The sequence below is a fragment of the Nitrospirota bacterium genome, from assembly GCA_035516965.1.
Taxonomy (GTDB): domain Bacteria; phylum Nitrospirota; class UBA9217; order UBA9217; family UBA9217; genus MHEA01.
Map to the genome: position 1 here is coordinate 1 of DATIZR010000024.1, position 25954 is coordinate 25954.

The 25954-nt window shown below is 56.3% G+C and carries 29 protein-coding genes and 2 tRNA genes; 4 read left to right on the plus strand and 27 right to left on the minus strand.

Annotated elements, in window-relative coordinates:
• Positions 1-47: 47 nt before the first annotated feature.
• The 6 genes from VL197_02745 to VL197_02770 all read right to left on the minus strand — a co-directional run bounded on the left by VL197_02745 (position 48) and on the right by VL197_02770 (position 4655).
• Positions 48-1013: a sigma-70 family RNA polymerase sigma factor gene (locus tag VL197_02745; GenBank protein HUJ16887.1), complete on the minus strand. Its 966-nt coding sequence runs from the start codon at positions 1011-1013 to the stop codon at positions 48-50.
• A 255-nt stretch (positions 1014-1268) separates the two neighbouring features.
• Positions 1269-1345 (minus strand) — tRNA-Pro (locus VL197_02750).
• 35 nt (positions 1346-1380) lie between these two features.
• Entirely contained in the window at positions 1381-2451 is a 1071-nt protein-coding gene (locus VL197_02755) for a response regulator (protein ID HUJ16888.1), read from the minus strand.
• Positions 2448-3140 carry a rhomboid family intramembrane serine protease gene (locus VL197_02760; protein HUJ16889.1) on the minus strand — a complete coding sequence of 231 codons (693 nt, stop codon included), beginning with the start codon at positions 3138-3140 and terminating at the stop codon, positions 2448-2450. The genes VL197_02755 and VL197_02760 overlap by 4 nt, the downstream gene beginning before the upstream one ends.
• Positions 3141-3333: 193 nt before the next feature.
• On the minus strand, positions 3334-3882 hold the full coding sequence (locus VL197_02765) for a 2-oxoacid:acceptor oxidoreductase family protein (GenBank protein ID HUJ16890.1): 549 nt from the start codon (positions 3880-3882) through the stop codon (positions 3334-3336).
• Between the two features lie 2 nt (positions 3883-3884).
• Positions 3885-4655, minus strand: a complete 771-nt coding sequence (locus tag VL197_02770) for a thiamine pyrophosphate-dependent enzyme (protein HUJ16891.1) — start codon at positions 4653-4655, stop codon at positions 3885-3887.
• 141 nt (positions 4656-4796) lie between these two features.
• Here VL197_02770 and VL197_02775 point away from each other — a divergent pair.
• Positions 4797-4872 (plus strand) — tRNA-Phe (locus VL197_02775).
• 109 nt (positions 4873-4981) lie between these two features.
• Here VL197_02775 and purF read toward each other — a convergent pair.
• The 15 genes from purF to cbiM all read right to left on the minus strand — a co-directional run bounded on the left by purF (position 4982) and on the right by cbiM (position 17715).
• Entirely contained in the window at positions 4982-6379 is a 1398-nt protein-coding gene (gene purF, locus VL197_02780; protein HUJ16892.1) for an amidophosphoribosyltransferase, read from the minus strand.
• Between the two features lie 77 nt (positions 6380-6456).
• Positions 6457-7767 carry an adenylosuccinate lyase gene (gene purB, locus VL197_02785; protein HUJ16893.1) on the minus strand — a complete coding sequence of 437 codons (1311 nt, stop codon included), beginning with the start codon at positions 7765-7767 and terminating at the stop codon, positions 6457-6459.
• Between the two features lie 59 nt (positions 7768-7826).
• Positions 7827-8351, minus strand: coding sequence for a M17 family peptidase N-terminal domain-containing protein (locus VL197_02790; GenBank protein HUJ16894.1), 525 nt, complete (start codon positions 8349-8351; stop codon positions 7827-7829).
• An 11-nt stretch (positions 8352-8362) separates the two neighbouring features.
• Positions 8363-8794: a transcription antitermination factor NusB gene (nusB, locus tag VL197_02795; protein HUJ16895.1), complete on the minus strand. Its 432-nt coding sequence runs from the start codon at positions 8792-8794 to the stop codon at positions 8363-8365.
• 34 nt (positions 8795-8828) lie between these two features.
• Positions 8829-9296, minus strand: coding sequence for a 6,7-dimethyl-8-ribityllumazine synthase (gene ribE, locus VL197_02800; GenBank protein ID HUJ16896.1), 468 nt, complete (start codon positions 9294-9296; stop codon positions 8829-8831).
• Positions 9297-9363: 67 nt separating this feature from the next.
• A complete protein-coding gene (locus tag VL197_02805) occupies positions 9364-10569 on the minus strand; it encodes a bifunctional 3,4-dihydroxy-2-butanone-4-phosphate synthase/GTP cyclohydrolase II (GenBank protein ID HUJ16897.1) in 1206 nt (401 codons plus the stop codon).
• A gap of 125 nt (positions 10570-10694) precedes the next feature.
• Positions 10695-11333, minus strand: coding sequence for a riboflavin synthase (locus VL197_02810; GenBank protein HUJ16898.1), 639 nt, complete (start codon positions 11331-11333; stop codon positions 10695-10697).
• 8 nt (positions 11334-11341) lie between these two features.
• Positions 11342-12010 carry an OmpA family protein gene (locus VL197_02815; GenBank protein HUJ16899.1) on the minus strand — a complete coding sequence of 223 codons (669 nt, stop codon included), beginning with the start codon at positions 12008-12010 and terminating at the stop codon, positions 11342-11344.
• A gap of 148 nt (positions 12011-12158) precedes the next feature.
• The gene (locus VL197_02820) at positions 12159-12749 is read right to left on the minus strand and encodes an FmdE family protein (protein HUJ16900.1); all 591 of its coding nucleotides are present in this window, start codon (positions 12747-12749) and stop codon (positions 12159-12161) included.
• 235 nt (positions 12750-12984) lie between these two features.
• Positions 12985-13266: a hypothetical protein gene (locus VL197_02825; GenBank protein ID HUJ16901.1), complete on the minus strand. Its 282-nt coding sequence runs from the start codon at positions 13264-13266 to the stop codon at positions 12985-12987.
• A 163-nt stretch (positions 13267-13429) separates the two neighbouring features.
• The gene (locus tag VL197_02830; GenBank protein ID HUJ16902.1) at positions 13430-14242 is read right to left on the minus strand and encodes a transporter; all 813 of its coding nucleotides are present in this window, start codon (positions 14240-14242) and stop codon (positions 13430-13432) included.
• A gap of 434 nt (positions 14243-14676) precedes the next feature.
• Positions 14677-15777 carry an ATP-binding cassette domain-containing protein gene (locus VL197_02835; GenBank protein HUJ16903.1) on the minus strand — a complete coding sequence of 367 codons (1101 nt, stop codon included), beginning with the start codon at positions 15775-15777 and terminating at the stop codon, positions 14677-14679.
• On the minus strand, positions 15774-16634 hold the full coding sequence (cbiQ, locus tag VL197_02840) for a cobalt ECF transporter T component CbiQ (GenBank protein ID HUJ16904.1): 861 nt from the start codon (positions 16632-16634) through the stop codon (positions 15774-15776). The genes VL197_02835 and cbiQ overlap by 4 nt, the downstream gene beginning before the upstream one ends.
• A 46-nt stretch (positions 16635-16680) precedes the next feature.
• Complete coding sequence (locus VL197_02845) at positions 16681-17019, minus strand: PDGLE domain-containing protein (protein ID HUJ16905.1); 339 nt, start codon at positions 17017-17019, stop codon at positions 16681-16683.
• An 18-nt stretch (positions 17020-17037) separates the two neighbouring features.
• Positions 17038-17715, minus strand: a complete 678-nt coding sequence (gene cbiM / locus VL197_02850) for a cobalt transporter CbiM (GenBank protein ID HUJ16906.1) — start codon at positions 17713-17715, stop codon at positions 17038-17040.
• A gap of 124 nt (positions 17716-17839) precedes the next feature.
• Between cbiM and VL197_02855 the strand changes: the two genes are divergently transcribed.
• Entirely contained in the window at positions 17840-18184 is a 345-nt protein-coding gene (locus VL197_02855) for a hypothetical protein (GenBank protein ID HUJ16907.1), read from the plus strand.
• Positions 18185-19279: 1095 nt separating this feature from the next.
• Here the strand turns inward: VL197_02855 and VL197_02860 are convergent.
• The 6 genes from VL197_02860 to nikR all read right to left on the minus strand — a co-directional run bounded on the left by VL197_02860 (position 19280) and on the right by nikR (position 24362).
• Positions 19280-21352 carry a TonB-dependent receptor gene (locus VL197_02860; GenBank protein HUJ16908.1) on the minus strand — a complete coding sequence of 691 codons (2073 nt, stop codon included), beginning with the start codon at positions 21350-21352 and terminating at the stop codon, positions 19280-19282.
• A 59-nt stretch (positions 21353-21411) separates the two neighbouring features.
• Positions 21412-22035 (minus strand): energy transducer TonB, encoded by a 624-nt coding sequence (locus VL197_02865; protein HUJ16909.1) that lies wholly within the window; start codon positions 22033-22035, stop codon positions 21412-21414.
• The gene (locus VL197_02870) at positions 22032-22412 is read right to left on the minus strand and encodes a biopolymer transporter ExbD (GenBank protein HUJ16910.1); all 381 of its coding nucleotides are present in this window, start codon (positions 22410-22412) and stop codon (positions 22032-22034) included. The genes VL197_02865 and VL197_02870 overlap by 4 nt, the downstream gene beginning before the upstream one ends.
• Entirely contained in the window at positions 22393-22827 is a 435-nt protein-coding gene (gene exbB, locus VL197_02875; GenBank protein ID HUJ16911.1) for a TonB-system energizer ExbB, read from the minus strand. Before exbB ends, VL197_02870 begins: the two co-directional genes overlap by 20 nt.
• 2 nt (positions 22828-22829) lie before the next feature.
• Positions 22830-23552: a methyltransferase domain-containing protein gene (locus VL197_02880; GenBank protein ID HUJ16912.1), complete on the minus strand. Its 723-nt coding sequence runs from the start codon at positions 23550-23552 to the stop codon at positions 22830-22832.
• 390 nt (positions 23553-23942) lie between these two features.
• Entirely contained in the window at positions 23943-24362 is a 420-nt protein-coding gene (gene nikR / locus VL197_02885) for a nickel-responsive transcriptional regulator NikR (protein HUJ16913.1), read from the minus strand.
• Positions 24363-24571: 209 nt separating this feature from the next.
• Here nikR and VL197_02890 point away from each other — a divergent pair, with 209 nt between their 5' ends.
• Together VL197_02890 and VL197_02895 are read left to right on the plus strand one after the other, a co-directional pair.
• Positions 24572-25336, plus strand: coding sequence for a hypothetical protein (locus VL197_02890; protein HUJ16914.1), 765 nt, complete (start codon positions 24572-24574; stop codon positions 25334-25336).
• Positions 25337-25464: 128 nt separating this feature from the next.
• Positions 25465-25954 (plus strand): formate dehydrogenase accessory sulfurtransferase FdhD (locus VL197_02895; protein ID HUJ16915.1); only part of this gene is annotated, 490 nt, incomplete at its 3' end.

Here is a 25954-nt window from a genome sequence, read left to right on the forward strand (position 1 = left end):
GAAAAATGGTAAATTACGGCCCGTAAATCAACCTGCTAATCAGTCAGTTACAGCATCTCTTCCAGATCTATCTTCTTTCGCCTGGTGATGAGCCTGAGTTTGTTCAGGGCCTGGGTTTCGATCTGGCGTACGCGCTCCCGGGTGATCCCGAACTCCTTGCCGATGCTGTCCAGCGTCTTGGGCTCCCCGTCTACAAGCCCGAACCGCATTTCGATCACCTTCCGCTCGCTGACGGAAAGCTGCTGCAGCCACTCATCGATATGCTCCCGCCTGCGGATCTCGTCCGAAACGGTGGCCGGAGACAGGGCATTGTTGTCCTGAAGGATGTCCTTCAGGGTGTCTTCTTCCTGGTCGCCGATCAGCATGTCGAGCGAGTACGTTTCCCGCACCACCTGGGAAATGCTCCGCACTTTTTCAACGGTGACCTTCATTTTTTTCGCTATTTCCTCAATGGAAGGATCGCGCCCAAGTGACTGGGTCAGCTGCCGGGAGGCCCGCATGTAGGAGTTGACGATCTCGGCGATGTGGACAGGAAGGCGGATCGTGCGCGTTTGATTCACGATGGCCCGTTCGATGGACTGCTTGATCCACCAGGAAGCATAGGTGCTGAACTTGAAACCGCGTTCATACTGGAACTTCTCAACGGCCCTGATCAGCCCCAGGTTGCCTTCTTCGATGATGTCGGAGAACTGGAGGCCCCGATTGATATACTTCTTGCCGATCGCCACGACGAGCCGCAGATTCGACTCGATCATCCTGGCCCTGGCCTCCTGGTCGCCCTTTTCGATGAGCTTGGCCAGTTCCTGCTCCTGTTCGAAGGTAAGGAGCGGCGTCTTCCTGATTTCCTTGAGGTAATACTTGATGGCATCGAGGCCGCGCTGAGACGAGCTGTCTTCGACCGGCTCGGCGGCCTCGTTCGCGCTTGGCTTTTCAGCTTCCCCTTTGTCCTCGAGTTCCTCCCGGTAGGACTCTGCGTCCATCAGGTCGTCAACAGGTCTTTCCCGTTCACCCATGAATACCTCTCAAACCGGAACCCACAGGACATCCCGATGCTTACGGACGCCTCGACCGATTATCCCCGGATCGTAAAACCCCTTCCGCTGTCCGGTGCATTCTTGCTCAGCCTCGTACAGGCCGGGGACGCAATGCATGCACAGGGTTGAAGCCAGGCGGAAGGAACTTACTGCGAGGCGAATGAACGGCCGAATCGCATGCGGGCTGACACAGAGCTTCCGGCATGACGCCCTCATTCGTGTATGATGGAAAAATGGTCGGGGCGAGAGGATTTGAACCTCCGACCCCTTGGTCCCGAACCAAGTGCGCTACCAGGCTGCGCTACGCCCCGACAAGGCCGTATAGTATACCAAGTTACCGCTTCTGTCAACGAACATTCTTCTTCTGTGACCGGATGAAATTATCAAAAGCCTCCTGGTAATGATCCTTTTGCTTCCTGATGATCTCGGGCACTCGTTTTTCATAGAGTTCGCGGCCTTCGTCGACGTCGGTCTTCAGCAGTTCGTAAAACGTCCCTTTTTTCAGTCCTTCGATCACTGCCTCCTGGTTATAGAGGGCGATATCGGACACGATGATCCTGGCAAAGCGTTTCGCCTTTTCCACCGCGGAGGGGTCGGCCGCGTCAACGCGCGGTATGTCGCACTCCTCCTTCTGAAAGATCGACCCGTCGAGGCTGAAGGATTCCGGCAGGACGGTGGCGCCCTCCAGGCGTTCCGTGTCGGCCATGGGGATCCCGAGCCCCAGCACCTCCGGAGGCTGCGGGTCTTCCTGCATGAGCCGTTCTGCCAGGAGCGATGGCTGAAATTCCCGTGCCGGAGGCCTGGCCATTTCAGGCAGTTCGCTGAGAACATGCTCCTTCGTTTTTCCGGCCCGTTCCGCATCTTCCTCCTGCTCGGGCGCGATCAAATTGCGGAGCTTGACGGGGAGGTAATCGGGGATGTGATGTTTTTCGATATAGTCATCGGCGCCGTACAGGTTGACCGGTGTCCGCTTATACCGTCTCATATCGTACACCGACGAGAGAAGGACGATCTTGATGCCGGCTGTCCGTTGATTTCCCCTGAGCCGCTCGCACAGTTCAAAACCATAGATGCCGGGCAGGCCGACGTCGAGCACCAGCGCATCCGGCGCCGTCTCCAGGCATTTTTTCAGGGCCTCGACGCCGTCAGCGGCCATGTCGATGCGGAAGCCCGTCTCCTCCAGCACGGAAGCGACCATATCGCGCACAACCTTGCTGTCGTGGGCAATGAGGACGAGAGGCGCCGTCGCGAACATCGGCCAGACCTGTCTGGGCTCGGTTCTGGCGGCGGGCTCTCCCGTCTGTCTCATGACCGGAAGAATGTTGCCGCACCGGGGACATCGGATCTTCACGCCCAGGGGTCCTACCTTCGCGTCATCAATTTTGAGCTTGGCGCCGCATTCACAGGGAACGATCATAGAGAGCTGTCACTTTTCCTTCCGCCGAACGGAACATCGCCCCTCTTGAACACGCCAATGAGCGTGATCCCGGCAATGAATCCGCCGACATGAGCATACCAGGCCACTCCTGCGCCGGTACCCGCCGATATCAGCGCATTCAGGAACTGAAGCACGAACCAGAAGCCGAGAACGACCATGGCGGGAACCTCGATCGTCCGTATATAGAAGCCGAGGATCACCAGCGTCAGCACGCGCGCGCGGGGAAACAGCATAAGGTAGGCGCCCAGGATCCCCGAGATCGCCCCGCTGGCGCCGATCATCGGTACGGTAGATCCCGCGTTTGCCAAAGCATGAGTGCCGGCGGCTATGGCACCGCACAGAAAATAAAAAAAGACGAACCGGATCCTGCCCATGGAATCCTCGATATTGTTGCCGAAGATCCAGAGATAGAGCATGTTGCCGGCGACATGCAGGATGCCGCCGTGCAGGAACATAGAGGTGAAGACGGTGGCCCAGGCCGGTACGGCCTGTCCCGCCCCAACGCCCGAGAACAACTTCCGCGGTACGAGCGAGAACGCCGTGACAAAAGCTTCGCCTTGAGGACCGAGCAGCACCTCATGCAGGAACACCAGGCAGTTGAGAACGATGAACAGCAGTGTCACGACGGGAAACCGTTCGGTCGGATTGATGTCTCTGATCGGGATCACCGTGCGCCTCGCGTTTCAGTCCTGCCCCGTCATACCCGCATGCAGAAGCGACCATGCGAACCTCATGCTCTGCATGCTCAGAAATATGGCACACGATACAGGAAATGATCATATTTGTCAATGAAGAGGGGATGGTGGGGCCCCGGGCTGTCCACCGGACGCGGCCGGGGAGCCCGTAAGGGCAGCGTCACATTCACGCGGAGTTTTTACAGCATACGTCCGCACCCCGCCTCAGGGCACGTTCATTCAGAGGGATCAGCGCATGCCGGCGCGCCGGCAGGACCTGCTTGAGGGCGGTGAGCACGGACTCGAGAGCGACGACGCCGCTTTTCTGCAGATACGCTCCGAGCATAACCATGTTCGCGATCCGGATATCACCCAGTTCGTCGGCGATGTCATTGGCATTGATATCGATCCTGGAAATATCGTTCCGGGTCGGCTTCACCTGGACGAGAGATGCGTTCAAAAACAGATGGCCCTTTTCCCTGATCCTGTTCTCAAATTTTTTATAGGAGGCCTCATTGAAGATGAGCATGGCAGACGGGTGCTGGACCACGGGAGAGCCGATCTCGTCGGAAGAGATGATGACGGTGCAGTTCGCGGTGCCCCCCCTGATTTCCGCGCCGTAGGAAGGGAACCAGGTGACATGCTTTCCCTCGAGCATCCCGGCATAGGCGAGAAGTTTGCCTGCCACGAGCACGCCCTGACCACCGAAGCCGGCTATCATCACGTCCTGATACATGGTCACCCGCTTTTCCCGGTTTCCGTGCTGTGTCCCCTGTCCAGGTCCTTGAACACGCCGAGCGGATAGTAGGCCATCATGCTGCCTTGCACCCAGTCGACCGCCTGGCTCGGGCTCATGCCCCAGTCGGTCGGGCACAGGGAGAGCACTTCGACCAGCGAGAACCCCCTCCCGTCGAGCTGGTTTTGAAAGGCTTTCCGGATAGCCTTCTTCGCGTTCAGCACGTTCCTGGGCGTATCAACGGAAACGCGCTCGATATACGTGGGACCGTCCAGGGAAGCAAGCATTTCGCTCACCCTGAGCGGGCTGCCGGCCTCCTTCACACTCCTGCCAGCCGGCGTCGTCGTCGTCTTCTGGCCGATGAGCGTCGTGGGGGCCATCTGGCCGCCCGTCATGCCGTAATTGCCGTTATTCACGAAGACGACCGTGATATTCTCGCCGCGCGCAGCTGCGTGGACGATCTCCGCGGTGCCGATCGCAGCCAGGTCGCCGTCGCCCTGATAGCTGAAGATCACGCAATCGGGCCTGGAGCGCTTCATGCCCGTGGCGATCGCGGGGGGCCTGCCGTGCGGGACCTCGATCATGTCGATATCGAAATAGTCATAGGCAAAGACGGCGCATCCCACCGGCGCTATGCCGATGGTCCGGTCACAGATGCCGAGCACATCGATCGTTTCCGCAACGATGCGGTGCAGGACACCATGGCTGCATCCCGGACAGAACCGGAATGGTTTGTTCTTCAGACAGGAGGGACGGGAAAAGACCTTATTCATATAAGCACTCCCGAATATCGTTTTACCGGAAGTTGATTCCGGGACAACCGTGGAGCCGAAGCATGTCCGGGGAGAAATATTCCTTGACAATCAACCCCCCACTCTGCTATTTTATCGCTCTGTTGAGTCGACCGCTCCCGCGCCGAGGTAGCTCAGTTGGTAGAGCAGAGGCCTGAAAAGCCTCGTGTCCGCAGTTCGATTCTGCGCCTCGGCACCACTTCTTTCAATCCTTGTAACCGAATGACACGAATTAACATCGATAGCACAAGCCCGGTTCATTCGATCTTTTGCGATTCCATCCGAGCCCATCCGTGGAAAAGTCCTTCTCATTCCTTGTCGAACAATCCCAGCTGCAGCATCTTCTCCCCCGGGAACGGAACCGGATACTCCCCGTCGAAGCAGGCCTGGCAGTAGTCCATCGGCTGCGACACCACCTTCTGGATGCCGTCGAGGCTGATGTAGCCGAGGGTGTCCGCGGTTATGTATTTCCTGATCTCTTCGATGCTGTGTGTCGAGGCGATCAGCTCCTGCCGTGTCGGTGTATCGATGCCGTAGTAGCAGGGAAAGGATGTCGGCGGCGAGCTGATGCGCATGTGGATCTCCGACGCTCCCGCGTTCCGGATCATCTTGATGATCTTTTTGCTCGTCGTCCCCCGCACGATGGAATCATCCACCACGACGACCCGCTTCCCTCTGAGCGCGTCCCTCACGGGGTTCAGCTTGATCTTGACGCCGAAATGGCGGATGCTCTGGCGCGGTTCGATGAACGTGCGTCCGATGTAGTGGTTCCTGATGAGGCCTGTATCGAAGGGTATTCCCGCCTCTTCCGCGTACCCCAGGGCCGCCGGGACGCCCGAGTCCGGAACGGGGATCACGACGTCGGCGGGCACGCCGGTCTCGCGGGCGAGCTGTCTGCCGAAGTTCTTGCGGATCGTGTACACATTCTGGCCGAACACCATGCTGTCCGGACGGGCGAAATAGATGAATTCGAAAATGCAGTGGGAAGGCTGGGCAGGCTTGAAGGGAAACGAGGAACTGATGCCCTTGCTGTTGATCACGACCATCTCGCCCGGCGCGATGTCCCTAATGTAGGTGGCCTCGATCAGGTCGAAGGCGCAGGTTTCGGATGCGACGACATAGGCGCCGTCGTGCTCGGCGAGCGACAGCGGCCGGAAGCCGTGGGGATCGCGAACGGCGATCATCTCCTCTTCCGTGATGATCAAAAGGCTGTACGAACCCTGGACATGGCCGAGCGCGTCCACGATCCGGTCATGCAGCGTTGCGGCCTTCGACTGGGCGATCAGGTGGATGATCACCTCGCTGTCCATGGTCGACTGGAAAATGGAGCCGTAGGCCTCGAGCTCGTCCTTCAGGATGCCGGCGTTCACCAGGTTGCCGTTGTGCGCGATGGCGAGGCCGCCGAGGGCGAAATTCACGAGGATCGGCTGGATGTTGATGGCGGTGCTGTCACCGGTCGTGGAATACCGGTTGTGGCCGATGGCCATGTGTCCGGGAAGTTTCTTGATGCGCTCCTCGCCGAAAATGTCGGCGACGAGGCCCATTGCCTTCTCCCCGTAGAGGCGTTTGCCGTCGGAGGATACGATCCCCGCCGACTCCTGGCCGCGGTGCTGCAGCGAATACAACCCGAGGTAGGTGAGATTCGCCGCGTCGGGATGGCCGAAGATCCCGAAAATGCCGCACTCTTCATGTAACTTGTCAAACATAATGACATCCTCTTGAAGATGCAGACCGCAGTTTACGGGGTGCAAACGAACGGTATTTTGCTTTCAGACACTGTGGATCACGCATCTTTCCTGTTTTTTCGAAAAACTCTCTTGAAAATGAAATCGACCTTTTTGAGCGTATGGGAAAGGTCGAAGCAGTCGTCGATCTCCCTGCCGCTCAGGTGCCTGTAAATGTCCCGGTCGCCCTTGAGGCGGTCCTTGAAGTCCCCGCCGTGCTTCCATACCTCCATGGCATTCCGCTGCACGTAGGAGTATGCGGTCTCCCGGCTGATCCCCTTTGCGACGAGCGCCAGCATCACCGTTTCCGAATGAAAGAGGCCCTTTGAAATGGACATGTTCCGTTCCATGTTCTTCGGGTAGACAAAAAGACGGTCGATCAGGCTGTTGAACCGGGCCAGCATGTAGTCCAGCAGGATCGTGCTGTCCGGGATGATGATGCGCTCAACCGATGAATGACTGATGTCGCGTTCATGCCACAGGGCGACATTCTCCATGGCGGCCACGGCGTTCGCCCGGACCACCCGCGCCAGGCCGGAAAGGTTCTCCGCCGAGATGGGGTTCCGCTTGTGCGGCATCGCCGAGGACCCCTTCTGACCCTCTGAAAAGTACTCCTCCGCCTCGAGCACCTCTGTCCGCTGGAGGTGCCTCAGTTCCACCGAGAACTTTTCGATCGACGAGGCGATGAGCGCCAGCGTCGAAAGGAACTCGGCATGACGGTCGCGCTGCACGACCTGCGTCGCCACGGGCTCCGGCCTGAGCCCCATCTTCCGGCACACGTAGGCCTCCACCGAGGGATCGATGTTCGCGAAGGTCCCCACGGCTCCCGAGACCTTGCCGACGCTGATCACTTCCCTCGCCCGCTCCATGCGATCGAGGGCTCGAACCATTTCCTCGTACCACAGCGCCATCTTGAGCCCGAACGTGACCGGCTCCGCATGGACCCCGTGCGAGCGGCCGATCATGACCGTGTTCTTGTGCTGCAGCGCTTTCTTTTTCAGGGTCTTCAAAAGAACGCGGATGTCGCTGATGATGATGTCAGAAGCCTTCCGCATGAGCGACGCCAGGGAGGTGTCGAGCACATCGGACGACGTAAGGCCAAGGTGAATGTACCGCGAATCGGGTCCGACCTTCTCTCCCACCGCGGTCAGGAAAGCGATAACGTCGTGCTTGACGATCTTTTCGAGCGCATCGATCCGGTCGACGCTGAAGCCCGCTTTTTTCCTGATGGCCGCCAGGGATTTTTTCGGTATCAAACCCAGTCGCGCATTGGCTTCGCACGCCAGGAGCTCAACCTCGAGCCAGGCGCGATACCTGGCCTCCGGTTCCCACAGGCCGCTCATTTCCGCTCTGCTGTAGCGAGGGATCATCTCTTCCGGTCTCCTGCTCTCCTGCCGCTGATCGTTGATGGGGCGCCGCGCACGCCCGGTCAGCCTTTCGGGTCGGCGTTCAGCCGCTGTTCATGCACCAGCCTCAGGATCTTATCGTATGCCGCTGCGTCTTTCGCCAGAAGCGCGACCTTCATCGGAGCGGCTCCGATCCCGGCCGACAAACCCTGCCAGAGAGCGGGCACTGCGACGTCATAGGAGGCGGCGGGGATGGGGAAAAATTCCATGGCGGCTGATTGTGCGCCTGCGCGAATCACGCTGGCCATCGCCCTGCGAGCCGCGTCGGATACTGCGCCGGGTGTAAGCGCTGCAGCGGGTCCGAGGCCGACCATGAATATCTTCTGAGCGTTGACCTTTCCCTGCGAGGTCAGCAGGGCGATATCGCCCTGCGAGCCGCGCAATTTGTGCGTGATAATGAGGTTGGAAAGTGCGCCGCAGAGCAGCCAGTCAAGTTCGCCTGCCAGGTTTTTGAGGGGTCTGACATTCTCGAAGAAGCCGACGACGAGCGCCTCTGATTCGAGCTTTTTGACGTCCTGTAACAGTACGGTAACCGTCAAACCGGGCATTCCCCTTCCGATCAGTCTTCGATCCTGCTCTCATCGAGCTTTCCGGTGACCCGTGCCACCGAGTCCAGGATGCCGTTCACAAAAGCGCCTGAGTCATCGGTGCCGTATTTCTTGGCGATCTCAATGGCCTCGTTGATGGTAACGCTGGTGGGGATGTCCATGCGGTAAAGGATCTCGTATACTGCCATTCGGAGCACGTTCCGATCAACGACGGACATGCGGTCGAGGCTCCAGTTCTTCGCGCATTGATGGATCAGATCGTTGATCCGGGTAATATGCTTGTACGCTCCCCGGACGATCTCTTCCGCGAACTGCTTCACCTCTTCGTCCGGCGGATACTCTGCCCAGAAATGCTTCAGGACGGAAGCAGAGGGCTTTTCCTTTCTGATATCGAGCTGGAACAGTATCTGGAGCGCATGTTCCCTGGCTTTGCGTCTCTTCATACCGTTAATTCGAGGCGTCTCTGCATGGTCTCCCTTATGCCAGCTGCCGCATCACATTCGCCATCTCGATCGCCGAAAGCGCCGCGTCCCAGCCCTTGTTGCCCGCCTTCGTTCCCGCCCGCTCCACGGCCTGTTCAATGGTATCGGTCGTGAGGACGCCGAAGATGACCGGCAGGCCGGACTCCATCGAAACGGCGGCAACGCCCTTGCTCACCTCGGCGCTGACATACTCGAAGTGCGGCGTCGCGCCGCGGATCACGGCGCCGAGGCAGATAACGGCATGGTACTTCTTGGATTGGGCGAGCGTCTTCGCGGCAAGGGGGATCTCGTAGGAACCGGGGACCTTGACGATCTCGATATCCCCCTCCGCGGCCCCGTGACGCTGGAGCGCGTCGAGCGCGCCGTCGAGCAGCCTGCTCGTGATGAAGTCATTGAACCGCGCAGCCACGATCGCGAACTTGAGCCCTTTGGCCGAGAGATCTCCCTGGATAATCTTTGCCATCAATGCCTCCTGCTGTCGCAGATCTGGATGGTGCAATGTTATTGTTCGTTCCGGTCCGCGAGCCGTCTTATACTTTTTCCAGCATATGCCCGAGCTTGCTTTTCTTCACCTTGAGATAATGGATGTTCTTGGCGTGGGGATGCATCTCGATCGGCACCCGGCCGGTCACGGTCAACCCGTACCCCTCGAGGCCGACGATCTTCTTGGGATTGTTCGTGAGAAGCCTGATCCTGCGGACGCCGATATCACGCAGGATCTGCGCGCCGACGCCGTAATCCCTGAGATCGGCCTTGAATCCCAGGGCAAGGTTCGCCTCGACGGTGTCCTTGCCCTTGTCCTGCAGTTCATAGGCCTTGAGCTTGCCTTCGAGCCCGATGCCCCGGCCCTCCTGGCGCATGTACAGGATGATCCCCTTGCCCTCGTCGTCGATCATCTTCATCGCGTTCTGGAGCTGTTCTCCGCAGTCGCAGCGCTGGGACCCGAACACGTCGCCGGTCAGGCATTCCGAGTGCACGCGCACGAGCACGTCGTCCTCGGGCTTGATCTCTCCCTTGACAAGCGCAACGTGGTTCATGCGATCAATGTCGTTGGCATAGAGGATGGCGGTGAAATCGCCGCCGTAGCTTGTCGGCATCTTGGTGACCGCCACGCGCCGCACGAGCGACTCCTTCTTCACCCGGTAGCCGATCAGGTCCTTGATGGTCACGATCTTGAGTCCGAATTTTTTTGCGTACTCCATCAGATGGGGCACGCGCGCCATGCTCCCGTCGTCGTTCATGATCTCACAGATGACGCCCGCGGGATACAGGCCGGCGAGACGCGCGAGATCGACGGATCCCTCCGTCTGGCCGGCACGCTGCAGGACTCCTCCCGGGCGCGCGCGGAGTGGGAAAATATGGCCGGGGCGGGCGAGGTCTTCAGGACGGGATTTCGGGCTGATCGCCGTTTTGATCGTGGTCGCCCGGTCCGCGGCCGATATGCCGGTGGTCACGCCCTTCTTCGCTTCAATGGAGATCGTGAAGGCGGTGCCGAAGGAGGACGTATTGTCGGTGGTCATCATAGGAAGCTGGAGCTGCTCCACCCGCTCGGAAGTGAGCGAGAGGCAGATCAGACCCCTGCCGTGCGTGGCCATGAAATTGATTGCCTCCGGCGTCACCGCCTCGGCAGCCATGGTCAGGTCGCCCTCGTTCTCCCGGTCCTCATCGTCCACGAGGATAACCATCCTGCCGTTCCGGATGTCCTCGATTGCCTCTTCGATCGTATTGAACTTCATTCTGCAACACTCCTTCGATTTCAAAGTTCAAAATAACAATGCCACATCAATGTCAAAGAATCAGGAACAGAAGGGGTTTTGCATTCCTTAACTGTGAACTCCGAGTATTGTTGTTTGAATTTTCCTTATGCAAATCCCGCGCTCTTCAACTGTTCCAGGGTGAGGCCGCCTTCGACCCTGCCGGACAGGAGCCGCTCAATGTACTTGCCGATGATGTCCGTCTCGAGGTTGACGCTGTCTCCCGCGGACTTGAACCCCAGGGTGGTGAGCTTCGCCGTGTGCGTGATCATCGCGATCGAGAACCCCGTTCGGTCCACGTCGGCGACGGTGAGACTGATGCCGTCGATGGCGATGGAGCCCTTCTTGATCACATACCGGAGAACGCTGTCAGGCGCATCGAAAAAGATGCGCCAGCCGCTTCCCTCTTCGCGCCGGGACCGGATGCGGCCCACGGCATCGACATGCCCGCTCACCAGGTGGCCGCCGATCCTGGCCGAGAGCTGAAGCGCCCGCTCCAGGTTCACCCGTGCCCCGGCCTTCAGTTCCCCGAGGTTCGTGACGCTGAGCGTCTCGACGGCAACATCGGCAGTAAACTCGTCCGCGCTCATCTCGACGACGGTAAGGCAGACGCCGTTCACCGAGATGCTGTCGCCGATGGCGGTATTGCCGAGGACCGTTGATGCCGCTATGGCCAGCCGGGCAGCGCCCGCTTCACGCCGGAGCGCTTTCACGCTCCCCATTTCTTCCACGATCCCGGTGAACATCGCGTTTCCTATTTGAGCAGAGGCAGCAGCACGATCTCGATGCGCCGGTTCTTGAGCCTGCCCTCGTCGGTCGCATTGTCCGCGACCGGCTGGTATTCCGCATATCCTGTTGCCGACAGCAGCTTGGGATCGATGCCGCCGGACTCCTGGAGATAGCGCACGACCTCGGTTGCGCGGGCGGTCGAAAGCTCCCAGTTCGTGGGGTACCGCTTTTTCAGGTCGCTCACGATCGGGACATTGTCCGTATGCCCCTCGACCTGGATCCGCTTGTCCTTCACGTCCTTCAGAATGCTGACCACCTTGTCAAGGACCTTCTTCCCTTCCTTGCTGATCTCCGTCTTGCCCGAGGGGAAGAGGATCTTGTCGACCATGGTCATGGTCAGCCGGTTCTTCATCTCGGTGATCTGCACCTGGCCCTGCTGGATCTCCTTCTCGAGCTTCTTCTGCAGGTCCTGGTAGGTCTGGGTCGCTTTCTCGAGCTGTTCGGCCTTTTCCGCCTTCTGCGACAGTTCGCTCACTTTTTCCTGGAGCGCGGCATTGTCCTGCTTCGCGGTATCGCGTTCCTTCTTGAGCGTGTTCCCTTCCGCGGTGAGCGTTACCACCTCGGACTGCAGCTTGTCCACTTGCGCCGTCAGCGTTTCCGATTCCTTAGCCTTGGCAGCATAGGTAGACTGCATGACGCATCCCGAAAACAAGAAGGAGGCAAGCAACGGAATAACAAGGATATTTTTCATCGATTTCTCCTCTGTTGGTTTTTACAAGGTTGGCTGAAAGAGCACGGCTATAATAACTTCGGGAGCGTGCAAAGTCAAGGATATTGTACGGTTATTCCCTTTCGAAGCAGGGAATGCACACGATTTTTCCGTTCCTGACGCGGCCGCGGGACTCCATGAACTTTTCGGCGCATTGAGAGCAGCGGACCGAGGCGCGGATCCGTGCTTCTTCCGGCGGTGGGGAGGTTATCGGCAGGACGCTGAAGATTTCCCGTTCGTCAGCCTTCAGGATCGCTCCTGCTTTTTCCATCATGAGCGATCTTTTTTCTTCAGCGACGTTCTCACCCGCTTCCTGCCGCTTCTTGAGCTCCTGAAAACGCTGATCCTGTTCAAAGCCTCGGTAATCTTCGGAGATGCGAACCCCCTGCCCGGTCTTCCTGTTGAAGAGCGTGTAGACGTGTTTCCCGTGATCCCGGAAGATCAGGTTCCCCTTGCCGAAGGTGCAGCCCGTTATGAACTGGATGGCGTCGGCGGCGCAGGAGTCGTTTTCTACGATCGCCGCGAGCTCCTCGTCATGGGGCCGGTCGGCCTTGAGCTCCCGAAGCGCGGCCTTGGCAACGCGGTAGCCCAGGGCAAGGCCCGGGCACAGGTGGCCGTGGAACTGGATTGCATCCCGCAGGTCCGTATCGTTCATGTCCGGCATGGTAGTCTCCTTAATAGATCGTTGGACACGTTTAGAAGGAAAGAAGAACAGCTCGCTTCAGCCGCGAATGTCCGCGAGTGAGGTAAAAAAAATAGTGAACCAAGACACCTTACGATTGAGAGACCATGTAATTGAGGATCTTTCAGCCGGCTCTTACGCATCCGTGTTCATCCGTGGTAAATAAATATCTCTTGATGTTATTCTGAGAAAATATCCACATTGATCAGCGGCAAAATCATTTCCGGAGCACCATCTTTGCCGCGAGGATGGCCTTCGCCCGTTTCAGGTGGCTTTTCACGGCATCGCTTTCCGAGATCGCGAGATGGATCTCCTTGGCGATATCCTCTTCCCCCGCCCGGCTCGCCTTGTCAGCCCATTCGCGGTAGCTTTCAACGTGGCTGTCGTCGTGCTCGATCCAGTGCTCCAGCATGAGCTGGAGCTTCTTCAGATCTTCGGCTCCGGGAGCCTGTTCATGGTCATGATCGTGGTGGCTGTGATGTTTATGGTTGTCGTGCATGGAGCCTCCAGTCGGTGTTCAGGTGGCCGCGCTGTCCTATCAATGGACAGGGTGGTCTTGCCGCGGCAAAGGACATGTTCATGGATCAGGGTGACCAGTAGAATATACCCGAAATGCCGCACTTTGCAACCGAATTGTCTCGAGAGGAAATCCGTGCCGATCTCTAAAACAGTGGGTGTTCAAACGACAGATACAAGAACATGCCATACTCGCGATAGGAGGAGCCGATGCCGATGGGAAAGGAAAATCCGGGGACTATCTGCAGACCTGACGGCTTGTTGATGGCAAATCGTACGCCGGGATTGATAAAGAAGCTGCTCTGGCCCGTTTTCGTGCCGTCCAGATTGACCGATTCGACGGAACTCCACAGAGCCTCGGTGAGAATATTGAAATTCTCAGATGTCAGCCAGATGATGCTCGCACCGAGGTTGTATCCTCTTGTATCCGCATGAATACCTGATGCGCCCTCTGCACCCGGCGTGAAGGTAGCTCCCGCGTTCCAATGCGTTACCCACGAGTCAGACAATTCCACGCTTACGGGGAGATTTGTCTGATATCCTACAGCACCGTTCCCCAGCCCTTTTTTGTAATCTCCTGTTGGAAGAAGCACGGAAAATCGGGGAGCGACAGCCAAATGCTCTTTCATGATCAGCTGATAACGATAATTCAGAGCGACATCTCCAATGCCAGTAGAGCCGCCGTCGTTGAGGTGATCTACAGGTATGGTGTACGACAGCTGGTGGGTCTGCCCTGGCACCGGCCATTCCTGGGTGAAGGTATAAAGCCATGTCTTGGCCTTATGGAGATATTGATAGGTCTGAATATGCTGCACCACACCTCGCTCCTGATTGTATGCCTCCTCGATCAGAAACGAATTGTCCTGGATCTTCTGCGGTGCGTCTCCCAGGGCCAGAAGGGGGTTCAGAAACAAGGCAATAAAACCGGAAACGAGTCCTGCCAGTACGCGTGTTCTCACGGACGGCTCCTTTTGATTTTGATATTCATTTTCAATTTATGCGCGCAAAATACCACAGAGCCTCCCCGGTGTCAAGCCGTTTTTAAGATATTTTAGATATTGTCGCGAAAGAAAAGACCGTTCCGAAGGATACCGTAAATTTAAGCAAAAAACGACAAGGAAACGGGAGAATCGCCATCACCCGTTTTTGAGAGGAGCGTCAGATTTTCGAGAGAGGCTATCGCGAACGAGAACTGCATAGGGACCGGGTTCATCGTACAAACCCCTGCCTCCTGAAAATCCGTTATCGAGAGAGAAGGAATGGAAATGTTTTCAGGATCTCATCAGACACACACTTGAAAGAATGTTTCATTCTCTTTTTACCCAGGGCAATCCGCATTGAACAAAGACAAAGAGTTCAGCATGAATGCAAGTTAGATCGCTATCCCGAGCGGCTAATCTTTCAGCCCTATTTTTTCCGCGATGACATCTCTTGCTCGCTTGAAATGGTTTTTTGCCGAGTCCTCCTCGGCGATCGCGAGATGGATCTCCCTGGCGATCTCCCCTTCCCCTGCCCTGATCGCTCTGTCAGCCCATTCACGGTAACTCTCGACGTGGTTGTCGCCGTGATCTATCCAGTGCTCAAGCATGATAAGAAGCTTCTTCAGATCACCGGTTTCCGGGGCCCCTGTCTGGAAGCTGTCGCGGTCTTCGCCATGATGTTCGTGGTTGTAGGGTAATGAGCCCCCGTTCGCGTGATAGTGCCCGAAGTGGCCGTGCCGATGCACGTGGGCGCTCTGACCGTGGCGGTGGGCATGCTCATGGATCAGGTTGACCTTGAGAAGAAGATCTTCGTTGTTGATGATATCCCAGAACGGACCGTCACCGGCAACTGAGTGTTCCTCGGAAAGGACGATCGCCCGCTCCGCGATGTCCCCTGCGATCGAAAGGTCATGAGTTGCGGTGATGATGGTCTTCCCCTTGTGGTGCAGTTCGTCCAGCAGTTGGATCAGCCAGACCTGGGTCCTCGGGTCCAGGCCGTTCGTCGGCTCATCGAGCAGGAGAACATCGGGGTCCGTTGCCAGGCTTGACGCGATGGCCACCTTCTTTTTCTGACCGTCGGACAGCGTATACGGGGGCCGGTCCCGGAGGTCGCTGATGCGGAGCGTGTCAAGCAGATCTTCGACGATCGAGGCCACCTGGATGCGGGAAAAGCCGAGTTGCAGCGGCCCGAAGGCGACTTCCTCCCAAACGGATGATGAAAACAGCTGCACATCGGGGTTCTGAAAAATGAAAGCAACGCGCTTCCTGAAATCTTCAGAAAAGGAGCTGTTCTCGAGTGAATGTTCTGACAGCGGTTTCCCGAATACATGGATGATGCCCTCTTGCGGGAACGCCAGGCCATCCAGCAATGAAAGGAGTGTTGATTTTCCTGTTCCGTTCGCGCCGAGGATAGCGATCCGTTCGCCGGCACCGATGTCGATGCTTAAGTCCGCCAGGACAGGATGCCCATTGCCGTAAGAATAAGAGACATTTCGAAGACTGAACGCGTTCATGAATGAAGGAGTCCCTTCTCGAACAAAATGAGCGTTACCCCTGCCAGCAGGACCGACGCCAGCCAGAGCATATCCGCGAGGGAGATATGGAACCGCTCCAGCGTGCGGAATTCACCGTGGAACCCGCGCGAGAGCATGGCTTTGTATATATCTTCGCTCATGTCGATGGATTTATTGAAGGTAACGCCGATACGGGAGGCCGTCCAGTTCCGTTCTTCCGCCGTCGAATGGGACCGGATGGTCCTGCTCTTCCGGGCACGGTACATGTCCTGAATCAATCGGAGGAACACGAAGATATAACGCTCGGTCATGCTGAGCGTCATCACGAATATGCGGGGAACGAATAAGGCACGGAGGCCGGAAAAGACGATATTCCACCTGGTCGTAAGCGTGAACAGCACCGCAAAGGAAACCGATGCGGCGACGCGCGATACGAATACAATCGCACCCCAGAGCCCCTGGCGCGTAACAGCGATTTCAGCAGGAATTGTGTAAGGACCCCAGGAGTAACTGCGGGCAAGCTTCATAATGACCAGGACCGGATCGCCCGGTGTGACAACATTGAAGAGCGCGGGCAGGACAATGGCGGCAGAAAAAAGCGGCACGAACATCCAGACCCGCTTCAGGAAAAATCCGAGCGGAACGCGGGACATGACCGCAAGCAGGAGGCTCACACCGTACATCACCCACAATGATTGAGGCGAGCGGAGAACGCTTACCATGACGAGGATGCAAAGGAAACAGAGCAACTTTATTCTGACATCAAGCGCCTGAAGCAATCCCCGTCCTCTCGCATAGGTCTCGGAGAACAGGGACTGCTCCGCTACATGCGCAACCGCGAGAAGTGTCTTATCCAAAAAGTTCGTTCGTGACAAAACCGCCACCGTTCCGATTGGTAGATCTCTATTTAGTTCCGCTCTTGCGTCCCAGCAGTTTTGTGAGAAGATACATGACCCCCGCCGTGAACACAATGCCGATGATCGCGGAAAGCACATACCCAAAACTTTCGGCAAGCAGTCCTTTACCCTGATGAGGCAATGCGTAGTCCGGGAGAGGCGCTTTCCAGAGTTCCGCGACACGTTTCATGCCCTCAGGCACGAAGCCCACGGCCTTTTCGATCTCAGGCAATCCCCACTCGCCCCATGCTCCACCGGCGCCGACCATTTTCGGCAGGATGATGCCAAGCGGTGAAAGGAGGGCAAGTATGCCGATGACGATCCATAATTTCGTTGCCGTTTTCATCACGGGACCCCATTCCCCTCACGCTTTTTGGTTCAACATCTCGGGATTATTCTTCTGCAGGTATTTGATCACAAGCGCCGTTATCACAGCTTCCACAAAACCGAACAACAGCAGATGCTGCCCCACCATGGCCGGGATAGCAATTCTCAAAGGAAAGGGAGAATAGAGCGGTTGGCCCGTTGAGGAATGTTCCAGCAGGGGTTGTATGCCCAGTTGAACCGCAGCGATCAAGGCAGAAACATTCAGGCTCACATAGGCCGCAACCGCGCCGGCGACCAGCCTCCGCCTGCTCGCTGTTTCAGAACGAGTCGCGATGAGGCGGTATATGCCGTAACCGACGAATACCCCGACCACACCCATGTTGAAACAGTTCGCCCCGATAGCTGTTATGCCCCCGTCGCCGAACAGCAATGCCTGGATGATCAGGGCGACGGACACCGAGATCAGCGCGGCCCAGGGCCCGAGAAGGATAGCGATAAGGGTGGCACCCGTTGCGTGGCCGGTTGTACCGCCGATAATGGGAATATTGAACATCATGATAACAAAGCTGAATGCGGCGCCGAGCGCAAGGTACGGGGCCTGTTTAGACTTCAGGGTCCTGTTCAACTTATACGATGCGGCCACCCAAAATGGAATGGTCGCGGCAAACATCGTGCCGTACGTTGCAGGCCCCAGATATCCGTCAGGAATGTGCATTATTGTCCACCTTCAATTTTGAGAACAGTCCGCTCATGACGAAAAGATGCTTACAATCCCGGTGAGGAGGGCTTCTTATGGCTCATACATCATATCAGTGCGAATGCTTATGAGGTTCCTTTTCATGCCCCGGATGCTTGTGTTCGTGAGTGCCATGCTCAGCCGGAGTGTGCTTGTGGTCATGTCCCTTTTCGCCTGCTACGTGGCCATGTTCGTGCGCGTGTTCATGTTCATGGGGATGCTCGTGCTCATGGCCGTGCTGATGTTCATGGGCTTCTTTCCCATGCGTGTGTTCATGCTCATGATCGTGCTGATGCTTGTGTTCGTGCTCATGCTTGTGCGGATGTTTGCCTTTCATGGTTCGCTCCTTTCAACGTGGAATTATCCTGTGCCGATGAATTTCGGCAGCAATGAACAGGCGATCAGCTGTGCTCGATCAGTTATCAGCGTGCCAAGCAGGAATGACTGAGAGCATAGATCGTAGTAAACTTCACTCTTACTTGCGCAATCAACGCGCGTTGCACTCATGCTCAAAGACTAAGAACGCCGTGTCCACGTTACCCCGTCCGGAGAGGTGAGTATGACGTTGCTCCATCCCACGGCCACAAACCGAGACAGGGCCCCGGACCAGGCAACGCCAAACAGGGAATTAGTAGTGCCCGAAGCACATGGCGTCCATGTTACGGCATCAGGGGAGGTTAGAATTGTTCCCGTGTCTCCTACTGCCACGAATTGCGTTCCGGACCATGCGATGCCGCTCAGACCGTTTTCAACTCCGGATGCCTGAGCTGTCCACGTCACTCCATCGGGAGACGTGAGGATAGCACCGGCATTTCCTACTGCCACGAACTGTGTCCCGGACCAGACGATGCCACCGAGGGGATCTGCAATACCCGAAGTCTGTGCTGTCCAAGTAACTGCGTCTGGAGAGGTGAGGATTGTGCCGGCATACCCGACTGCAACGAACTGTGTCCCGGACCAGGCAAGGCCGTAGAGATTCTCGGAAGTGCCCGAGGTCTGCGGAGTCCATTGCGTTCCCGTCGAAGAAGTAAAAATGGCGCCGGAACCCCCGACTATGGCGAACTGTGATCCGGACCAGGCAACACCATAGAGGTCTCGGGAAGTTCCCGACGCCCGCATAGTCCACGTTACTCCATCAGGAGAAGTGAGAACGGCCCCATTATTGCCCACTGCTGTAAATTGCGTTCCAGACCATGCTACATTCAGCAGTGAGTTTACTGTGCTGGAGTTCCGGAAAGTCCACGATACTCCGTCAGGGGAGGTTCGGATCATGCCGCTGTTTCCCACTCCCGCAAATTGAGCACCTGACCAAACAACGCCGAACAGGCCGCTCGATGTTGGTTCTTTGCCACCTGCCCCCCCACTACCACAAGCCACAAGCACAAACAAAAGCATCGCATAAACAAGCCGCATCGCGAGTGATTTTATCATGTCCCCCTCCTGAAATCTATTATCATTAAATTGTATTCAGCTGACCCACATTTGTGATTTTCGGTAATCATATGCTTAGTGTACATTATTTGTATCACTCTATCTCCGGCTATCAGAAGCTCGCGGACAGGGTAAGGCGATATTCCCGCGGATCCTCCGGATGTGTGTGAATATCCGCTACACCTGCCGGGGGCTCACCCGGCAGCCGGGACACGTAAAAATAATCGATATCGCTGACTTTTGCGTCAAACAGGTTCAAAACATCAAGGAACAGGCGCCAGTTATTGCTGAATTTATAGCCGACCCGCGCATTCACGAGGGTGGACGAGTCGGACCGGACACTGTTGTCATCATACAGTGGCCGCGGTCCGAAATAGCGCAGCCGCAGGCTGCCAAGAAAGCCGTCAATGCTGTCAATAGAAGCTCCGGCGGAGGCCACCACTTCGGGTGAACCGGGAATGTAGGGTCCGACAGGATCGCCGATAAAGCGGGTATGAGATGCGGCTATATCAGCATCAAGGGTGAACCATGGGGTCGGTGTGTAGTAGTTTGCCCATTCCACGCCGTACCGGCGGCTCGGAAAGCCCGGCTCGGTTATGCCGGCGTCGCCGGCAAAGGTGAGCTCGGAGTCCAGATACAAATACCAGAGGGTAAGCTCGCTTTGCACATGCGGGATGACCGCTGTCCTCGCCCCGATATCAAGCCCCTTGGCCCGCACAAGGGGGGTGACCTTGCTGACCGGATCGCCCGTCTGCGGGTCTACGGTCATGGTCGTTCCCCGTGCGTCATTGCTGTGGAAACCATATCCGGCATTTACATAGTACTCTGTTTTTTCCCAGGGTCCGAAAATCAGGCTCAGTTTAGGGCTCCCCAGGGAGGCGTGGGCCTCGCCGGAATTAAGAGGATTATCACTATCCACCTTCCAGCGGTAGAAGTCTCCGCGGATCCCCGCTATGCTGCGGAATTTTTCCGACCATTGAAAACGGTTCTGTGCATAGACGCTCACGCTGGTCTGGATGACATCGTCCTGCCGCGTTATGGAAAGCAGCTGTTGATCCACGGTATGGTAAAGCGCGACCGGTTTGATGTCATCATTGCGTACCTGCAAACCTATCGTATTGACCGTATCGTGGCCGGCCAGCTTCGTTATCCAATCCTGGCTGACGCTGAAACCGGATATGATCCGGTTATCGGACTGCTCGAACTGGTCGCCATGCACCTGGTCTTCCAGTGCGTACGTAAAATTATTCCACAAATTCATATTATACTTGACCAGATATGCATTCGCCCTGGTAACCGAATTCTCCGTTGTCTTCTGCCCTTCCACGGAAAGGCTGTAGCGATACGAATTTCCTCCATCCGTGGGATCGAGGGTGCCATAACGAGAGATCAGGCCTTTATCTACGGCGCGCTTGGCGACCTGGTTCGTGGCATTCCAGGTGCCGTTGTAACCCATGGCGGTTATACTGTAGCCGTTCTGCGCATCACCCCGGCTATAGCGAAGCACTCCATTGACTTTATTGTAATCGTCCGGCTGGACCCAGGGGCCGTCATTATGGTACACTTCGACGCCATAAAGCAGATGCCCTCCGGCAAGCTCCGGGGAGCCCGCCACCAAAGCCCGTCGATAGCCGTTGTCCCCTACGGTCAGTACAGCGATGTTGTGTTCCAGCACATTGCGGTAATCCATGATGACGGCGCCAGCAGCGGAAAAGTCTCCCTGGTCCGCGTAGTAGGGCCCTTTTCTGTATTGGACGCCGCTCAAGAGTTCCGGCATCAGGAAGTTCAGGTCCAGGTACCCCTGCCCGTGGGCATGGGTCGGCAGATTGATCGGCATGCCTGCCACCGTGGCCGCGAGATCGGTCCCGTGATCGAGGTTGAATCCGCGCAGATAGTACTGGTTCGCCTTGCCCTCGCCGCTGTGCTGGCTGACCACAAGGCCCGGAACTTCTTCAAGAATTTCGCCGGTCCGCAGTATGGGCCGGTCTTCAATCTGCTTGGGCGTGATGGTCCCTTCCGTTGCCGAGTCCGCCGACCCCACCAGATTTTCCGCAGAATCGGTCACTTCTACGGTATTAAGCGTCTGGACTCCTCCGGCAAGGACATATTCTGTAAAGCATCCGGAACAGAACAAGATGCCGACAACAATTTTGACAATGAGCCGACTGCTGACACCCTTTTGCATAATCACCTCCAGGAAATTAGTCATGTTTTTTTCAGTTCTCATCTGCGATTCGGACAACTTTACTCGGTCAAGCGAAAACGAATGGGCACATCCACCCAGGCGGAAACCGGCTGACCTCCCTGCTGCGCTGGTACGAAAGACCACCCTTGCACGGCATTCAACGCTGCCTGGTCCAGCACACTCGCTCCAGAGCTCACTCCCATGCGGACGATCTCAGCCTTCCCCGCCGGGCTAACCAACACCCGTACGATGACCGTTCCTTCCAGCTTCAACCGCCGCGCAATAAGCGGGTACGGCGGTTTCGGATTATGCAGATAATCAGCATTAAAGACGGGACCGATTACCGAGCCTGCAGGCGCGGTTTGGCCCGCTGATAAAGATTCGTTCGTCACCGGTTGAGGGGCAGAATCTTCCTTCTTCACCAGCGGTCTCTCGGCCACTGCTGTCTGAGAGAGTGCTTCCGGCTGCTGAACCGGTTTGGTCGTTTCTTTGACCCTGTGAACTCGGTTCCTGTCCGGCTGCGCGACCTTGACCGGCGCAGGCCCGGAACTGGTGAGCATTCCGAGCTCGATGGGAATGGGAGCGCTTGTCGCGATCGAAAAGTAATTGGATCCGAAGCCGATCGCAAAGAGCAATGCGTGTATGAACAGGGATACCTGTAGACCGGCAAGCTGGTACTTCATCTCATCTCTTGCGTCTGCAAGCTGACCCTTTTAAAGGCGAGGTTTTTCACGACGTCAAGGACATCGACAAAAGCCTGCAAGCGGATATTTTTGTCAGCCCTGATGAGAAGCGGAGTTTCCCTGGGCGTAGTTTGCAGCGAGATCTTCAATTCATCGAGCGCTGTAAGACGGCTGTTCAGATATATGTTGCCGCTGACGTCAATTTCAATGGTTTGGGTCTTTAATATCTCTGCGGGGCTTTTTGACGCCTGGGGGAGTTCCACCCGGACGGCTCCCGTGGCGATGAAGGTCGATGTCGTGAGCACGATGGTGAGCAGCACCAGCATCACGTCAACGAGCGGGATCACATTGATATAATCAAACTCTTTCTCGTTCATGCTTGATCTCCCACTTCATCAAAAGGACTTTTGCCCTTCTGAGCAGAAGGTTGTAGAGCACTACGGACGGGATGGCGACAAGAAGCCCTGCAGCCGTGGCTTTGAGCGCCAGCGACAGACCGGTCATGATCTTGCCCGAGTCCATGAACCCCTCCTTGCCCATGGTATAAAAAGTGAGCATAATGCCGAGCACCGTGCCGAGCAGCCCGATGTAGGGTGCATTGCTTCCAATGGTCGCGATAAGGTGAAGCTTATGAGTAAGTTCAAGTTCCAGACTTTTCTTGTCGGGAAACGAGTCTATGCTGATATTCTTAAAGACAAGGTGCCGCTCCACAGCTATTGCAACGGCCGCGATACTCAAGAGCAGCAATATCCCCATGATTCCGTAATCGATCAAGACCCTGAGCCATTCCATCTTTATAGTACCTCTCCCTTGTCTGCTGAATCTTTCTCCCACCAGAACATGCCGATTGTCGCGTTGTCCTTCATCCAGTAGTGATCGTCGTACAAAACCAGGGACGTTGAAATTTCCCGCATTTCCCCCTCGGTCAACCTCGCCCCCTTTTTAAATGTCCAGTGGTCCAATGCCTCGCCGATATGATGATAGGCAAAGGAACTCTCGGCTTGCCAATACAGGGTAAATTGCAGATTGTAGTCTTTGCAGAGAGGCTCGATCTCGATCCCGGGATACAATTCCGAAATGAGAAAAACCCGTTTCGGATTGAACCTGAATATGCGGTTGAGCGCCTGAGCAAGACCGAGTTCGGTCAAATGCAGGCTGTTGCATGCCATGATGAGATCCAGGTTCTGGTAGGCATACAGGGGGACCTGCTCCCACGTCCGGTCATCGACCGTGAGCCACTCAATGCCGCGCTTCATTGCCTCGGAAAAAAGAAGATTTCTCATCCCCACAGAGGGCTCAAGCGCTGTTACCTCGCATCCGATCGCGCACAGGGGCATGGAGAGAACGCCATTCCCCGACCCGATATCGAGTACTGTCCACAAAGGCTCTGCCTTCGCCAGCAAGACATCCAGGATTTTTTCGTGATACCCGGTATGCTCCATCCAGAGCTGATACCAGCGCGCGTAACCATCCCAGAATCCGACGGTTGCAGCTCTTTGGCAGATTGCCTGATCCATGCCTACCTCTCGAAATCATTCTCTTTCGATAGAGTGCCGCATTTGTCAGTTCAAGAAGACAGAGAACAACCACGGGAACTGCGTTGGTGGTATGATTCTACAATCTGTGTAATACTGTGCTACGATTTTAATTAAAGTAGCACATGTCTTTTCGACTGTCAAGTCACTTTTTAAAATTATGGAGTGAAACGAGGTTATTAAGTTTGATTGGCTTGTGAATTATGAAAGATGGGTTGAGCCGAGTGAGGAAAATCGACGAAACCTCTGTCTCAAAAATAGAGAAACCCGGCTTCTGAATCGAACCGAAGACAAACATTGCACAACTACTCAATGGGGTTGAAGCCCGCGGCCGGCGCCGGCCGACTGAGCCCGTCGCACAGTACCGTAGGCTTACATCAATTCCTTTCCCGTCGTGGTCATGGTCAGCTTGCCGTGCTTCACCCCCTTGGTGCCGATCAGTCTGTCTGCGATGGTTTTGATGTCCCGGCTCTTGCCCTTGACGACCAGTACTTCGAGGCAGTTATGCGCGTCGAGATGAACGTGGAGCGCCGAGACGATCTGATGGAAGGACTGATGCTGCATATCATTCAGGGCGTGATCGAGTTCGCGCGTATGGTGGTTGTAGACGATCGTGATCGTCCCGACCGTCTCCTGCGAGCCTGCCTCCCATTCCTGTTCGACGAGCATATCGCGGATCATATCGCGTATTGCTTCGGAACGGGTCGCGTAACCCTTCCGGGATATGAGCGCGTCGAACTTCTTGATAAGCTTATCATCGATCGAAACACCGAATCGAGTCAAACCTGCCATAATCACCTCCCTCTAAATTTTCACTCTTTAACTAACACAGCAGGCTGTTCCTGTCAAGGCGTTTCCCCCTGCGGGACCAGAGATCCTGATGAGCACCGGCTCTATAATTCCTTGACAAACAAGACGGCCTTTGATACCTTTGTATGAACCGAAAGCACTGTGCGATTAGCTTATGCATTTCGGGCACGGGTCTCGTTAAGGAGGAGTTTATGAAAAAATTTTTCTTCGCAGTGTTGTTCGTGCTTGTCATGACGGTTCCCGCCAGGGCAGCGACACATATTAATATCGACAACTTGAACCAGGATGACTTCAGGTCCTTCAGCAAGGATTTCGGGATGGCCGTGAGCTATATCCCCCTCGCGTCGGCCGCTGCTCTGGGGGACAAACTTCCCGGGTTCGATGCCGGCGTGGAAGCGTCCTACGTAAAGGTGGACACGAGCAAGCAGTACTTCCAGAAGATGAACAACATTTTCACTGCCAGCGGGGCCGGCAACCTCCCGGATGCCTATTACATTCCGCGGGTGCATGTGCAGGTCGGTCTTCCGATCATCCCGATTGATTTTGGCGTAAGCTACGCAGAAGTGAGCGGCATCAAACTGGTCGGTGCTGAGGTGAAGTGGGCCATCCTGAACGGAGGCTTGGTAACACCGTCCATCGCTATCCGCGGAGCGTATACCAAACTTTCCGGAGTTGATGCACTGGACCTTTCGACCAAATCGCTTGACCTGTCCATCAGCAAAGGCATCCTGATCTTTACCCCCTACGCAGGCGTCGGCGAGGTCTGGATCACGAGCGACCCCCACACAACAAATTCTACGGTACCTCTTAATAACCGTCCCCAGAAAGAAGACATCATGAAATCCAAGGGATTTGTCGGCACCAAGATCAAAGTTTTTCCCTTCATCAATATCGTCCTGGAAGGCGACTTCTCGAATATAAGCGAATACTCGGCGAGACTGAACGTGAACTTCTAGCGGCCGATCAATGACCATCCGAGGCCTCCGGGAACATCCCGGGGGCCTTTTTTGCGCCGCTTTACAATGCTTTTGCGCCATGCTATAGTCTTTTCGTGGAAACCAAGCGGGAAGCTCCCATCTTGAAAGTGACGGACAACCATGTCGATGGAGTGATCGACATCGTTGCCTCGGAACTGCCTGTCACCCTCATCATCAACAATGAACCGCTCGTGACCCTTCTCTGCACGCCTTCCGAATTGGAAGAGCTCGCCGTGGGTTTCCTTCTCTCCGAAGGCATCTTGAGCAAGAAAGAGTCGATCAAGAGGCTCGAGGTCATCGAAAAAGAGATGGCCGTGCGCGTCGAGCTCACCGATCTTCCGGCCGATTTCGCAAGCCTCTTCGAAAAAAGGACGATCTCCTCGGGCTGCGGCAAAGGCATCACGTTCTCCACCCTTCGGAGCCAAGCGGACCGGAGGATCGAAGTCAAACAGCGCACCCTGTCGCTGCAGAGCATCCGAAACCTGCTGCAGAAGTTCCGCACCATCTCGAAACTCTATCTCGAGACCGGCGGCGTGCACAGCGCGGCCCTCTCGGACGGTGCGGAGATCCTGTTCTTCTCGGAGGACATCGGCAGGC